Consider the following 12,851-nt stretch of genomic DNA (forward strand, 5'->3'; position numbering starts at 1 on the left):
TCAGCCCCGCGCGGCCAGCAGCGTGCGGATCACGCCCTCGGTGCGCTCGTATTCGCCCTCGCCAAAGTGCTTGTAGCGAATGCGGCCTTGCGCATCGATGAGGTAGGTGGCGGGCCAGTACTGGTTGCCGTAGGCTTTCCAGGTGCCGTAGCGGTTGTCCTGTGCCACGGGGTGCTTTACGCCGTGGCGGCGCATGGCGGCTTCCACATTGGCGGTCGGGCGCTCGAACGGAAACTCTGGCGTGTGTACGCCCACCACGGTGAGCCCTTGGGGCGTGTATTGCTCGGCCCAGCGGTTCACATGGGGCAGGGTGCGGATGCAGTTGATGCAGGCGTACGTCCAGAAGTCCACCAGCACCACGCGGCCGCGCAACTGCGCCAGGCTCAGCGGTTCGGAATTGAGCCAGCGCTCGATGCCGGTGAACTCGGGCGCAGCGCCCAGGTCGGGCAGCGCTAAGGCCGGGCTGGCGGGGCCCGCTGCGTACGCCAAGCCAGGGGCCGCCAGTGCAGCGGCCATCGACGCCAGGAAAGCGCGGCGCTCGGAAAAGCGCAGGGAAGAGGGGTGCAATGTCATGGTGAAAGCTCCTTGCAATCGTTGAGATGCCGCCCCTTACAGGCCGCCCCAGCCCGAGGGATAAAACTGCGTGAGCCAGGCGGTGATCTGCCCATCCACCTCCCACAGCATGGCCAGCGCGATAGCGATGACCACCACGCCAAACACCTGCTGCACCCGGTGCGCGTGGCGGGCAATGCGGCGCACATGGGTGGCGGCAGCCTGGCCGCCATAGGCAATGGCCAGCATGGGCAGCGCGGCGCCGGTGGAATAAGCGAGCAGCAGCACGGCAGTGCCCACGCCCGCAGGCTCCGTGGCGATGAGGGTGAGGATGGAGGCGAGCACGGGTCCGGCGCACGGCGTCCAGACCGCGCCCAGGCTCAGGCCCAGCAGCAGCCCGCCCCAGTTGCCGCCCCCGCTGCCCATGCCCAGGCTGGCCATGCGGTTGAGTACACCGCCCGCATGTTGGCTGAGCCACTGGAATGGCCGGGGCCACACCGTGAGCACGCCAAACACCAGCAGCATCACGGCGGCAAAGCGGCGCAGGCCTTCTTGCGACACACCCAGCACCTGCGTGAAGCTGCTGAACAGCAGTGCCACGGCCGCGAACGACAGTGCAAAGCCCAGGGCAATGAACAGCGGTCGTGTGCGCTGTGCTGAGTCGGCACCGCTCACCGAGGCCCCCAGCACCACGGGCAGCATGGGCAACACGCAGGGCGCGCCCACCGTGAGCATGCCGGCGGCCACGGCCAGCCAGGGCGAGGTGGTGGCCATGGTCATTGCCCGCTCCCCTGCTCGGCCGCTGGGCGGCGCCACACCTGGGTCTTGCCGAACAGCGGGATGCCCACGTACGCGTGCACCAGCAGTTGCTCCGGCTCGGCTGGCGTCAGGTTGACTCGGTAGGTCTTGGCGTTCTCGCGGTTGTAGATTTCGCCCTGGTACTCGCTGCTGCCGCCCTCCGCCAGGCGCAAGCCCGACAGCAGCGTCATGCCCAGTGCAGGCCGCGCGTCGGCTGCCGCCATGTCAGCGCCCGGCGCGCTCATGGAACGGTTGGCCAGCACGCGCACCACCTTGCCGCACAGGGCGTTGCCACCGGCAGGGTTGCAGGGTGCGATGTTCACTTCCAGATTGCCGCTTTCGGTGATCCAGCGGCCCAGGGGGGCTTTGGGGTGAGCGGTGCCCGGCGCTGGTGCCACAGCGGCTGGCGGCGCTGCCGCAGCCTCTTGCGCGCTGACTGCCTGCGCTAGGCCCAGGGTCAGCAGGGCGGTCACGGCGATGGATGGTTTCATGGCAAGGTCCTCGTGAAGTTCAGGAAGACCTCATTGAAGCCAGCGCAGGTATCGGCGATTTGTCTGGCCAGGGGCTTTTGGTATGCGCGCTTGTCGATGCATCGGGCAGACAAGTTGAGATACATATCTGCCCACCCAGCCCATACCGCTGCACCACCAAAGCCCGGACAATGGCCACCATGACGACGCCCGCTCCCGACCACATCCTGATCGTCGATGACGACGCCGGCATCCGCGAACTGGCTGCCGAGTACCTGCAGCGCCAGGGCCTGCAGGTGAGCGTGGCCGCCGACGGGCGGCAAATGCGCGAGGTGCTGGCCACGCAGCGCATCGACCTGCTGGTGCTGGACCTGATGCTGCCGGGTACTGACGGCATCACCCTGTGCCGTGAGCTGCGCAGCCCGGGCGCGCCGCCGCTGCCCATCATCATGCTCACCGCGCGCAGCGACGAGACGGACCGCATCCTGGGCCTGGAGCTGGGTGCAGACGACTACCTGACCAAACCCTTTGCCGCGCGCGAGCTGCTGGCACGCATCCACGCCGTGCTGCGGCGCACGCGCATGCTGCCGCCCAACCTGGCCGTGGCCGAGCCCGCGCGCCACCTTGCGTTTGGCGACTGGCGGCTGGACACCACGGCACGCCACCTGCTCAATGCCACGGACGCGGCGGTGGCGCTGTCGGGCGCCGAATACCGGCTGCTGCGCGTGCTGCTGGACCACCCGCAGCGCATCCTCACGCGCGACCAGCTGCTGCAGCTCACCCAGGGGCGCGATGCCGATGTGTTCGACCGCTCCATCGACCTGCTGGTGAGCCGCGTGCGCCAGCGGCTCGGCGATGGTGCGCGCGGCTCGCGCTACATCAAGACCGTGCGCAACGAGGGCTATGTGTTCTGCGCTGATGTGCAAGCAGCACCAGCACCCGCAGGAGCTGCGCCATGACGCTGCGCTGGTGGCCGCGCTCTTTGTTTGGGCGCATCTTGCTGGTGATGGCACTGGGCCTGGCGCTGGCACATGCGCTGACGTTTGTGCTCGCGTTCGCCGAACGCAGCATGACCATGCGGCGGGCCATGGTGTCGTATTTCGCCAGTGACGTGGCCAGCTCCGTGGCCATGCTGGAGCGCCTGCCCGCCACCGAGCGCGCGCAGTGGGTGGACCGGCTGGCGCGCCGCAACTACCGCTTTGCACTGATCGAGCCGCTGGACGCTCCCGCAGACCCGTCTCAGCTCGCACGCCTGGTCGCCAGCGCTGTGGCAGCCACATTGCCTGCCGACCGGGCCGTGCAGGTGATCGCCCCCCATGTTCCGGGCACCGAACTGCGGCTGCAGCTGCGCCTGGCCGACGGTACGCCCCTGGCCGTGGACATGGACGAGCCCCGGCTGCAGATATCGCCCTGGGTGCTGGGCGCGCTGGCGCTGCAGCTGGCGCTGCTGGTGGGCCTGTGCGCCTGGGCCGTGCGCGCGACCACACGGCCCCTGCGAACGCTGGCCGATGCGGCCGATGCGCTGGGGGCCGACCGCCCCGCCGTGCCCCTGGCTGAAGACGGCCCGCGCGAGGTGCAACGCGCCGCTGTTGCCTTCAACCATATGCAGCAGCGCATCCAGGCGCATCTTCAGGAACGCATGCAAATCCTGGCCGCCGTCTCGCACGACCTGCAAACACCCATCACCAGGCTGCGCCTGCGCGCGGATCTGCTGGACGACACCACGCTGCGCGACAAGCTGCACGCCGACCTGGCCGAAATGCAGTCGCTGGTGGAAGAGGGCATTGCCTACGCGCGCTCATCGCAGGCCGTGCGCGAGCCCCCGCAGCGCGTGGACCTGCGCGCGCTGGTGGAGAGCATTGCGCGCGACTACGCCGATGCCGGCCTGCCGGTACAAGTGCTGCAGGCAGTGGATGTGACCTGCGACACCCGCCCCCAGGCCCTGCGCCGCCTGCTGTGCAACCTAGTGGACAACGCGCTCAAGTTTGCGGGTGCCGCCGAGCTGACGCTGGAAGCAGAAAGGCCAGGCCAGTGCCTGGTGCGCGTCATCGATCATGGGCCTGGCATCCCCCCGGCGGACCTCGCCGCCGTGCTGCAGCCCTATGTGCGGCTGGAAGATTCGCGCAACCGGGGCACCGGTGGCACCGGTCTGGGCCTGGCCATTGCCAGCGAGCTGGCCAAGGCCCTGGGCGGCCGCCTGATACTGGGTCCACGCGCGGACGGCGCGCAGGGGCTGGAGGCGCGGGTAGAGCTGCCAGAAGCGCTCCCGGCATAGGCATGCGCACCAGCGCCGCTGCTACAGTGGCCGCTCCGTGGACTCTCAAAAGGGCAACGCCGTGGACACACCTGTCAGCACCCCGCAGAGCGAGATCAGCGCCAGCAACCCACGCATCCGCGTCGGCATCGGCGGCTGGACCTTCGAGCCCTGGCGCGGCAGCTTCTACCCCGCAGGGCTGGCGCACAGCAAGGAGCTGCAATACGCCAGCCGACAGCTCACCGCGATCGAGGTCAACGGCACCTACTACAGCACCTTCAAACCACCCACCTTTGCCAAATGGCGCGATGAAACGCCCGAGGACTTTGTGTTCTCGCTCAAGGCCAACCGCTTTGCGACCCACCGCCGTGTGCTGGCAGACGCGGGCGATTCGATCGCGCGGTTTGTCGAGAGCGGCATCTCGGAACTGAAGCACAAGCTCGGGCCCATCGTGTGGCAGTTCATGCCGACCAAGGCGTTTGAGCCGGGCGACTTCGAGGCCTTTCTGGCCCTGCTGCCGCAGCAGGTGGACGACCTGCGGCTGCGCCACGCGCTGGATGTGCGCCACCCGAGTTTTGCGACGCCCGCGTTTGTGGCGCTGGCGCGCCGGTATGGCTGCGTGCCTGTGTGCACCGACTCCGACCAATTTCCGGCCATCGCAGATGCCGAGGCCGACTTTGCCTACCTGCGGCTGATGCGTGGCCAGGCTGATGTACCCACGGGCTACACCGCCGATGCGATTGCGCAATGGGCGCAGGGCGTGCGCACCTGGACCAGCGGCGCGCGGCCACGCGATGTGTTTGTGTACTTCATCAACGGCGCCAAAGAGCGGGCGCCGGCAGGGGCGATGGAGTTGCTCAGGCAGCTGGGCGCTACACCGTCTCGCGCTGTGTGAATCCCTGCGGCGCCTCGCCACCATCGGGCACGTTGCCCACCACCACGCGGTCCACCCGCGCATGCTCCGGCCCCTGGTGCGCCCAGTCGATGAGGGCCAGCACGGCGGGTTCCAGGCCCCAGGCGCAGGCTTCCACGCGGCCATCCTGGCGGTTGCGCACCCAGCCCGTCACGCCCAGGCGCGCGGCGGCCTGCACCATGGACCAGCGGTAGCCCACGCCCTGGACATGGCCGGTGATCAACAGATGGCGGGTGATGGTGGAATGGGGTTCTGCGTTCATGGGGGGCACTGTAGCGCGCTCCTTGTGGGGAGCCCGCTCCAGGGGCACACTGCCAGCACCAGGCACCCCATGACCACCACAACCCCCAAGGCCTTGCCCACCATCGACCCCCAGCGCTGCACCGGCTGCGGCTGGTGTGTGGCGGTGTGCCCGCCGCATGTGCTGTCGCTGCAGGTGTTGGGTACGGGGCCCTGGGGCCCCAAGTGCTCCACCCTGCACGACGCGCCGGGCTGCACCGGGTGCGCGCTGTGTGCGGTGCGCTGCCCATTCGATGCGATCCGCATGGTGCGGGTGGCGGCCACCCCGGGGCGGTGAGGCCGTTGCGCCACAGGCTAACAAAGGCGCGTACGGGCAGGTTGACAGGCCCTGGCTCGCATCCGGTACACTGCGCCCTTCATGTCGTTCACCTCCCTCCCCATCACCACCGCACGCGCCGCTGCCTTCCAAGGCATGGGCATGATGCCGCCCGCCTCCACGCGGGCCAATGGTGAACAGCGGGCACTGGGTGCACGAATGATTACCACCATTACCACCGCGGCCACCTGAGCACGCGCAGGTGGCCGTTTCGGCAGCCACCTGGTGATCGCTCTCTTCTCCCCCAAGACGAATGCACGAAACCCAGCTCTGGCAGCTGGGTTTTTTTTGTTTGTTCGTTAGCCGGAGAAGTCCATGTACCGCGATCCCGTCCAGTCCCTCGAAGCCCCGTTGTTGCCGTCGTCTACCACGGCCATGCGCCCCCTGCGCGTGGGCATGATTGGCATTGGCACCGTGGGCGCAGGCACCTTCCGCGTGCTGGCGCGCAACCAGGCGCTGATTGCGGGCCGTGCGGGCCGGGGCATCAAGCTGGTGGTGGTCTGCGCCCGCAGCCTGGCCCGCGCCATGAGCGTGGTGGGCAAGGACGTGGCGCTGACCAACGACCCCATGCAGGTCGCCACGCACCCCGACGTGGATGTGCTGGTGGAGGCCGCTGGCGGCACCGGCCCCGCACGCGACTGGGTGCTGGCCGCCATCCGTGCGGGCAAACATGTGGTCACGGCCAACAAGGCGCTGCTGGCCGAGCATGGCAACGAGATCTTTGCCGCCGCGCGCCAGCACGGCGTGGCCGTGGCCTACGAAGGCGCGGTGGCGGTGAGCATCCCCATCGTGAAGGCGCTGCGCGAGGGCCTCACGGCCAACCGCATCGAGTGGGTGGCGGGCATCATCAACGGCACCACCAACTTCATCCTGAGCAAGATGCGCGATGAAGGCGTGGGCTTTGCCGAAGCGCTGGCCCAGGCCCAGGCGCTGGGCTACGCCGAGGCCGACCCGACCTTCGACATCGAGGGCATCGACGCCGCGCACAAGATCTCGCTGCTGGCCGCCAATGCGTTTGGCATGCCGGTGCGTTTTGCCGATGCGCAGGTGGAGGGCATCACCGCACTGCAGGGCCTGGACGTGGCCTGTGCCGAGCAACTGGGCTTTCGCATCAAGCTGCTGGGCGTGGCCAAGCGGCGCAAGGATGGCGAGGTGGACGGCGTGGAGCTGCGCGTGCAGCCCGCGCTGGTGCCCGCCACCCATTTGCTGGCGCATGTGAACGGGTCGATGAACGCCGTGATGGTCAACGGCGATGCGTCGGGCGTGACGATGTACTACGGCGCGGGCGCGGGGTCGGAGCAGACCGCATCGGCCGTGATTGCCGACCTGGTGGATGTGGCGCGGCTCGATGGCACCCACGCGGCGCAGCGCGTGCCACACCTGGGCTTCCACCCCCAGGCCGTGGACGAGCAACTGGCGGTACTGCCCCGCGCGGCCGTCCACACCCGCCACTATCTGCGCGTGCCGGTGCACAGCGCCCAGCAGATCGAGGCCGTGGGCGCCTGGCTGGCTGCGCAGCACGTGCCGGTGCTGCAGGTGGCACTGGCACATGACAAGGCCTTGCCCCCCGGCAGCGGCCCCCAGGTACTGGTGCTGACCGATGCCGTGGCGCAGTCCACCGTGGACCTGGCCGTGTTTGCACTGGCGGCGCACCCTGCAGTGGCGGGGCCGGTGGTCACGCTGCGGGTGGAGACGCTGGAAGGGTGAAGGGCGCCTGAAAATGTGTTAGCACGAGGTTTTGGCGCCAAAACGGGCGGTAGCGCTAGTGCATCATGCCTGGGATGCTATCAATTTTGATAGTCCCTTCCGGTCGCAGCCATCACGCCATCAACCGGCCCAGCACCAGCGCGGCCATGTCCTCGGCCGCGCTGGTGCCCTCCGCCATCAGGCCCTGCACCACACCGGCGCGATCGGTATCGGTGCGGTTCTGGCTCACCTTCCAGATGCCCTCCCAGCGCTCCACCGCCAGCTCGATGCCCACGATGGCGCGCAGCAGTTTGTCGATGTAGTCGGGCGGCGCGTCGTCGATGCGCCAGGGGTCGGGGCGGTGGGCCTCGTGCTGCTCGCTCAAGGTGTGCAGGATGCCACGCAGGCGTGCGGGGTCGTCAAACGCGCTCAAAGCGCCGTGGGCGTGCACGGTGGCGTAGTTCCAGGTGGGCACCTGCTTGCCGTCCAGGGCTTTCGATGGATACCACGAGGGCGACACATAGGCCTGCGGGCCGTGGAACACCGCCACCGCCTGCTGGGGCAACAGCGGCCACAGCGCGTTGGCGCGCGCCACATGGCCGATGAGCGTGCCCTGCGGGCCGCGCGCCGGGTCCAGGTACAGCGGGATGTGATTGACGTGTTGCGCGCCTTCGTGCGCAATGACCAGTGTGGCCAAAGGCTGGGCACGTACCAGGGCTTGCTGGGCAGCGGCATCGGCCACCTGAAACTGCCGGTTGGGGTTGGCCATGTCAGCCCCCTTCCACTTCAAGCACCGGGGCGCAGTCGATCTGCGTCTTGACCGAGTTGGCCAGAAAACACGATGTGTGGGCGCGGTGGTGCAGGTCTTCCAGCTGGGCAGCGCTGGGCGCGTGCGCTGCGTCAAAGCACGTGACGGGCCTCAGCTGCACATGGGTGACCACCAGCTGGCCCTCTGCGTTCTTGGCCATGGTGCCCACGGCCGCGTCGGTGTAGCGGTTGAGCCGATAGCCCGCACGGCTGGCGAAGTCCATGAACCACAGCATGTGGCAGCTCGACAGCGCGGCGACATAGGCTTCTTCCGGGTCCACCGCCGCCGCGTCGGAGTACGGCAGCGGCACCACATGGGGCGACGACGACGCGGCCACGGTGGCGCCGCCGTCAAACTGCCAGGTGTGGGCACGGTGGTAGCGCTTGTCCAGAAAGTCGTCGGTGCCACGGGACCAGGTGATGGTGGCGGTGTGCTCGGCCATGGGGTGCTTTCAAGAGGATCGGACCCGTTAGGGGGCCCGGGTTTCTACAATGGTTCTTCAGTTTATGAGTACATCCCCGTATTGAAAGGGCCAATTTTTGCCCAGCCCCGGAGCCAATCGAACCACCGCCACCCTGCGCCAGCAGGTGTATGCGCAACTGCGCCGCGCCATCGAGCAGGGCAGCCTGCGGGCAGGCACCCGCCTGCCGCCCTCGCGCGAGCATGCGGCCAGCCTGGGCGTGTCGCGCAACACCGTGCTGTGGGCCGTGCAGCGCCTGCAGGCCGAGGGTTATGTGGAAGCCCGCGTGGGCGACGGCACCTATGTGTCGCAGGCCGTGGCCGCCACATTGCCTGCCCCGCAAGGCCTGGTGGCGCCGCCCCGGGGCCTGTCGCGCCGGGGGCAGCTGATAGCCGACACGGCGGCGCGCTGGCGCCCGCCCCTGGCGGCGGCCAAGGCGTTTCGCATTGGTGCGCCCGAAGTCGCCACCTTTCCGTTTGCGCTGTGGGACCGCCTGACACGCCAGGCCAGTTCAGGCCAGCGCAGCCACCGCGCGCAGTACCTGGACCCGGCCGGCGACCCCGACCTGCGCCAGGCCGTGGCTCAATGGCTGTGGGCTTCGCGCGGCATCCGCTGCGATGCGGCGCAGGTGGTGGTGTGCTCGGGCTCGCAGCAGGGCATTGACCTGATTGCGCGGCTGCTGCTGGACGTGGGCGACGAGGTGCTGGTGGAAGACCCCGGCTACCCTGGCATCCGCGCCAGCCTGCTGGGCCACGGCGCACTGGCGCGGCCGGTGGACATGGATGGAGACGGCCTGCACATCGACACCGCTGCGGCGCAATGGCCAGACGCGCGCATGGCGGTCGTCACACCCACGCACCAGTTCCCCACCGGCGTGTGCACGGGCCTGGCGCGAAGGCAGGCGCTGCTGCAGTGGGCGCGCACGCATGACGCCTGGGTGGTCGAGGACGACTACGACGGCGAGTTCCAGTACGGCAAGAACGATGGCAAGGCCCAGCGCGTGCCCGCCCTGTGCAGCCTGCCGGGCTCGGAGCGCGTGTTGTACGTGGGCACCTTCAGCAAGACGCTGCACCCCGGCCTGCGCCTGGGCTTTGTGGTGGTGCCGCCCGCGCTGGTGGAGGCCTTTGCCATGGCCCGCGCCATCACCGATCGGCATGCACCGGGCGACACCCAGGCGGTGCTGGCACGCTTCATTGCCGAAGGCCACCTGCTGCGCCACCTGCGGCAGATGCGCGAGCTGTACCTGCAGCGGCAACACACGCTGCGCGCCGCACTGGCCGAGGCCAGCAACGGCGCCTGGCAACTGGCCACCAGCGATCGCGGCATGCACCTGCTGCACGAGGTAGCACCCGGCACCGACGACGAAACCCTGAGCCGCCAGGCGCTGGCGGCGGGCGTGATGCTGGCGCCGCTGTCGCGCTATGCGATGCAGTCGGCGCGCCGGGGCTGGCTGCTGGGCTATGCGGGGTTTGACGATGCAGAGATCCGCGCGGCCGCTCGCGTGGTGGGCGGCCTCGTGCGTCAGCGGTGATGCGGGCGCTGGTGCTTCACCACGCGCCGGGCTGCGGGGCCAGGGCCGTGCCAAGGCCCTCCGTCTGAACCACAGCTTGCGGCTCCACCTTGCGCCACCAGTGCGTGGACAGCGCGGGTGCGCGAATGTCCAGCCGCTCGCCCATGATGGGCGCCACCAGCGGCACCTGCGCTGCTGCCGCGAGCGCGGTGATGCGCTCGAACGGCTCCACCCACGGGTGCAGTGACAGGTCGAACGTGCCGTTGTGGATGGGGAACAGATGGCGCCCCTTCACGTCCAGATGGGCTTGCAGGCTCTCCTCGGGGTGCATGTGGATGTCGGGCCAGTCGGCGTTGTAGGCGCCCGTTTCGATCAGCGCCAGATCGAAGGGGCCGAACCGCTCACCAATGGCCTTGAAGCCGTCGAAGTAGCCCGTGTCGCCACTGAAGAAGACGCGGACTTGGTCGGCGCCTTGACCCGCGATCAGCACCCACGAGGCCCACAGCGTGCTGTTGCCGTCCGACAGGCCCCGGCCCGAGAAATGCTGCGCAGGCGTGGCCACCAGCTGCAGCCCGCCGATGGTGGTGCCCTGCCACCAGTCAAACTGCTGCACCTTGGCCGCCGGCACGCCCCAGCCGATGAGCCGGTCGCCCACGCCCAGCGGCGTGATGAAGTGCTCCACCTTGGGCGCGAGCTTCTGGATGGCTGCGTAGTCCAGGTGGTCGTAGTGGTCGTGCGACAGGATCACGCCAGTGATGGGCGGCAGCTCGTCAATCGTGATGGGCGGCGCATGAAAGCGCTTGGGGCCCAGGAACTGGAACGGCGAGGCGCGCTCGGAAAACACCGGGTCGGTCAGCCAGAACTGGCCGTTGATCTTGAACAGCAGGGTGGAGTGCCCCAGGCGCCACAGGCTCAGGTCGGGCGCGGCCAGCAGGTCTGACCGCATCACCGCGTACACCGGCACGGGCTGGCGCGGCACCGAGTCGTCGGGCTTGCCGGTGGCAAAGCGCCACATCACCTGCAGCGTCTTGAGGGCGCCCAGCGCATGGCGGGGTGCCACGTTGCGAAATTTGCCACCCGCAAACTGCGGCGACTGTTCATAGGCGGCCACCGGCTGGGCGGCGCGGGAAAAGAGGCTGTAGGCCATGGCGATCAGTACAACGAAGGCGACACAAAGTGCCGGGAGCAGACGGCGGCGGCGGGCGATGGAGAGTGACACCGGATCTGCGACATGGAAATTACACTGCACAGTGTAGTTCACTTTTTAGAAAAGTAAACTACCCGGTGTAAAATTTGCGCATGATCGCCTCCCAGCCCACCCCTCGCCTGACCGACCGCAAGCGCGATGCCATCGTGCAGGCCGCCATCGGCGAGTTCCGCGAACACGGCTTCAACGGCACCAGCATGGACCGCGTGGCCGCAGCGGCGGATGTGTCCAAACGCACGGTGTACAACCACTTCCCAAGCAAGGAAGAACTGTTCGAAGCCATCCTGCTGCTGATGTGGGAGCGCAGCCAGTCACCCGACGAACTGGCCTACACCCCCACGCGCCCGCTGCGCGACCAGCTGCTGGAGCTGCTGGCGCAAAAGATGCGCTTGCTCAACGACGCGAGCTTCATCGACCTGAGCCGCGTGGCCATGGCCGACATGATGCACACCCCCGAGCGCGCGCGCGGCATCACCGCCAAGCTCTCGGCCAAGGAAGAGGGCCTGCCGCGCTGGTTGCGCGCGGCCCAGCAAGATGGCCGCCTGCGCGCCACCATGGATGTTCCCTACGCCGCGCAGCAACTGCAGGGCATGATCAAGGCATTTGCGTTCTGGCCCCAGCTGGCCATGGGCCAGCCGCCCTTGAGCGCCGCACAGCAAGCGCAAGTGGTGGGGGATGCGGTGGACATGTTCCTGGGGTTCTACGCCGCGCCCACCCAGAAGGCCAAGGCCCCCGTAAAAAAATCCCAGGCTGGAAGCACGGGCAAGGCAGCGGCAGCCCCTGTTGCAACCTCTGCGAAACCTGCACCTCGCCGCGCCCCAGCGCGCTGACCAACGCCACCACCCTGGCCAGCAAGCCAGCGTGAGGAGCGATTTGCACTACGCTCGCTTGTTCTTTCCACACAGCCTGACACCAAGATGCCCCTCGCTCCCTACCTCGACACCGCCCCGGTCCTGGACACCGGCGTTTTCATCCACGACTCTGCGCAGGTCATCGGCGACGTCACGCTGGGCCGCGACAGCTCGGTGTGGTGCAACGCCGTGCTGCGCGGCGATGTGAACCGCATCACCGTGGGCGTGTGCAGCAACGTGCAGGACCTGACCATGGGCCATGTGTCGCACCGCAACGCCAGCAAGCCCGAGGGCTCGCCGCTGGTCATCGGCGACTACGTGACGGTGGGCCATTCGGTGATCCTGCACGGCTGCCGCATCGGCAACGAATGCCTCATCGGCATGGGCTCCATCGTGATGGATGACGCCATCATCGAAGACCGCGTGATGCTGGGCGCGGGCAGCCTGGTCTCGCCGGGCAAGGTGCTGGAGAGCGGCTACCTCTACATCGGCCGCCCCGCAGTGCGCCAGCGCGCGCTGACCGATACGGAGATTACGTACCTCAAGTATTCGGCCGAGCACTATGTGCGGGTGAAGAACAATTACTTGGCGGGCACGCCCCAAGGGGCTCCGGTACCCCCTGCGCCCCCAGCCCACCAGGGATAAAGCCGGGCCGGGATAATCGGGGGTTCCACGACCCTTGCGGCGGCACCGCATCGCCCCATTGCCTGTTTCCACCATGTCTGC

15 protein-coding genes and 1 pseudogene are annotated in these 12,851 nt (G+C 68.3%); 9 read left to right on the plus strand and 7 right to left on the minus strand.

All coding sequences use genetic code 11. From position 1 onward, the window contains the following. From ACODSU_RS01710 to ACODSU_RS01720, 3 genes are read right to left on the minus strand one after another with little or no spacing between them, the layout of a single operon-like run. Positions 1-573 (minus strand): thioredoxin family protein, encoded by a 573-nt coding sequence (locus ACODSU_RS01710; RefSeq protein WP_488839593.1) that lies wholly within the window; start codon positions 571-573, stop codon positions 1-3. Positions 574-609: 36 nt separating this feature from the next. Beyond that, entirely contained in the window at positions 610-1,332 is a 723-nt protein-coding gene (locus tag ACODSU_RS01715; RefSeq protein ID WP_488839595.1) for a cytochrome c biogenesis CcdA family protein, read from the minus strand. Next, complete coding sequence (locus ACODSU_RS01720; protein ID WP_488839597.1) at positions 1,329-1,841, minus strand: DUF2147 domain-containing protein; 513 nt, start codon at positions 1,839-1,841, stop codon at positions 1,329-1,331. Before ACODSU_RS01720 ends, ACODSU_RS01715 begins: the two co-directional genes overlap by 4 nt. A 179-nt stretch (positions 1,842-2,020) precedes the next feature. On the opposite strand from ACODSU_RS01720, the gene ACODSU_RS01725 reads away from it, so the two are divergent. The 3 genes from ACODSU_RS01725 to ACODSU_RS01735 all read left to right on the plus strand — a co-directional run bounded on the left by ACODSU_RS01725 (position 2,021) and on the right by ACODSU_RS01735 (position 4,969). Beyond that, positions 2,021-2,779 carry a response regulator gene (locus ACODSU_RS01725; RefSeq protein ID WP_488839599.1) on the plus strand — a complete coding sequence of 253 codons (759 nt, stop codon included), beginning with the start codon at positions 2,021-2,023 and terminating at the stop codon, positions 2,777-2,779. Next, a complete protein-coding gene (locus ACODSU_RS01730; RefSeq protein WP_488839601.1) occupies positions 2,776-4,095 on the plus strand; it encodes an ATP-binding protein in 1,320 nt (439 codons plus the stop codon). The genes ACODSU_RS01725 and ACODSU_RS01730 overlap by 4 nt, the downstream gene beginning before the upstream one ends. Before the next feature lie 61 nt (positions 4,096-4,156). Continuing rightward, the gene (locus ACODSU_RS01735) at positions 4,157-4,969 is read left to right on the plus strand and encodes a DUF72 domain-containing protein (protein ID WP_488839952.1); all 813 of its coding nucleotides are present in this window, start codon (positions 4,157-4,159) and stop codon (positions 4,967-4,969) included. Here ACODSU_RS01735 and ACODSU_RS01740 read toward each other — a convergent pair. Beyond that, positions 4,947-5,249, minus strand: coding sequence for an acylphosphatase (locus tag ACODSU_RS01740; protein WP_488839603.1), 303 nt, complete (start codon positions 5,247-5,249; stop codon positions 4,947-4,949). The two genes, ACODSU_RS01735 and ACODSU_RS01740, sit on opposite strands and share 23 nt — an antisense overlap. A gap of 69 nt (positions 5,250-5,318) precedes the next feature. Between ACODSU_RS01740 and ACODSU_RS01745 the strand changes: the two genes are divergently transcribed. From ACODSU_RS01745 to ACODSU_RS01755, 3 genes are all read left to right on the plus strand, one after another. Continuing rightward, positions 5,319-5,564 carry an ATP-binding protein gene (locus tag ACODSU_RS01745; protein ID WP_108498467.1) on the plus strand — a complete coding sequence of 82 codons (246 nt, stop codon included), beginning with the start codon at positions 5,319-5,321 and terminating at the stop codon, positions 5,562-5,564. 81 nt (positions 5,565-5,645) lie between these two features. Further along, on the plus strand, positions 5,646-5,795 hold the full coding sequence (locus ACODSU_RS01750; protein ID WP_158276453.1) for a hypothetical protein: 150 nt from the start codon (positions 5,646-5,648) through the stop codon (positions 5,793-5,795). Positions 5,796-5,918: 123 nt separating this feature from the next. Continuing rightward, the gene (locus tag ACODSU_RS01755; RefSeq protein ID WP_488839606.1) at positions 5,919-7,310 is read left to right on the plus strand and encodes a homoserine dehydrogenase; all 1,392 of its coding nucleotides are present in this window, start codon (positions 5,919-5,921) and stop codon (positions 7,308-7,310) included. A 112-nt stretch (positions 7,311-7,422) separates the two neighbouring features. Here the strand turns inward: ACODSU_RS01755 and ACODSU_RS01760 are convergent, their stop codons facing one another. Both ACODSU_RS01760 and ACODSU_RS01765 read right to left on the minus strand, forming a co-directional pair. After that, positions 7,423-8,058: an FMN-binding negative transcriptional regulator gene (locus tag ACODSU_RS01760; RefSeq protein ID WP_436076667.1), complete on the minus strand. Its 636-nt coding sequence runs from the start codon at positions 8,056-8,058 to the stop codon at positions 7,423-7,425. Between the two features lies 1 nt (position 8,059). Then, positions 8,060-8,539 (minus strand): OsmC family protein, encoded by a 480-nt coding sequence (locus ACODSU_RS01765; protein ID WP_260665720.1) that lies wholly within the window; start codon positions 8,537-8,539, stop codon positions 8,060-8,062. A gap of 97 nt (positions 8,540-8,636) precedes the next feature. On the opposite strand from ACODSU_RS01765, the gene pdxR reads away from it, so the two are divergent. Next, on the plus strand, positions 8,637-10,088 hold the full coding sequence (gene pdxR, locus ACODSU_RS01770; RefSeq protein WP_488839609.1) for a MocR-like pyridoxine biosynthesis transcription factor PdxR: 1,452 nt from the start codon (positions 8,637-8,639) through the stop codon (positions 10,086-10,088). A gap of 16 nt (positions 10,089-10,104) precedes the next feature. Here the strand turns inward: pdxR and ACODSU_RS01775 are convergent, their stop codons facing one another. Next, entirely contained in the window at positions 10,105-11,214 is a 1,110-nt protein-coding gene (locus ACODSU_RS01775; protein WP_488839611.1) for an MBL fold metallo-hydrolase, read from the minus strand. Positions 11,215-11,366: 152 nt separating this feature from the next. Here ACODSU_RS01775 and ACODSU_RS01780 point away from each other — a divergent pair. Both ACODSU_RS01780 and ACODSU_RS01785 read left to right on the plus strand, forming a co-directional pair. After that, a pseudogene (locus tag ACODSU_RS01780) lies at positions 11,367-11,981 on the plus strand (TetR/AcrR family transcriptional regulator); the annotation flags it as partial. A 210-nt stretch (positions 11,982-12,191) separates the two neighbouring features. Then, positions 12,192-12,770 (plus strand): gamma carbonic anhydrase family protein, encoded by a 579-nt coding sequence (locus ACODSU_RS01785; protein ID WP_488839613.1) that lies wholly within the window; start codon positions 12,192-12,194, stop codon positions 12,768-12,770. The last annotated feature ends 81 nt before the right edge of the window (positions 12,771-12,851 follow it).

It is taken from the genome of Acidovorax sp. FG48 (assembly GCF_057809085.1).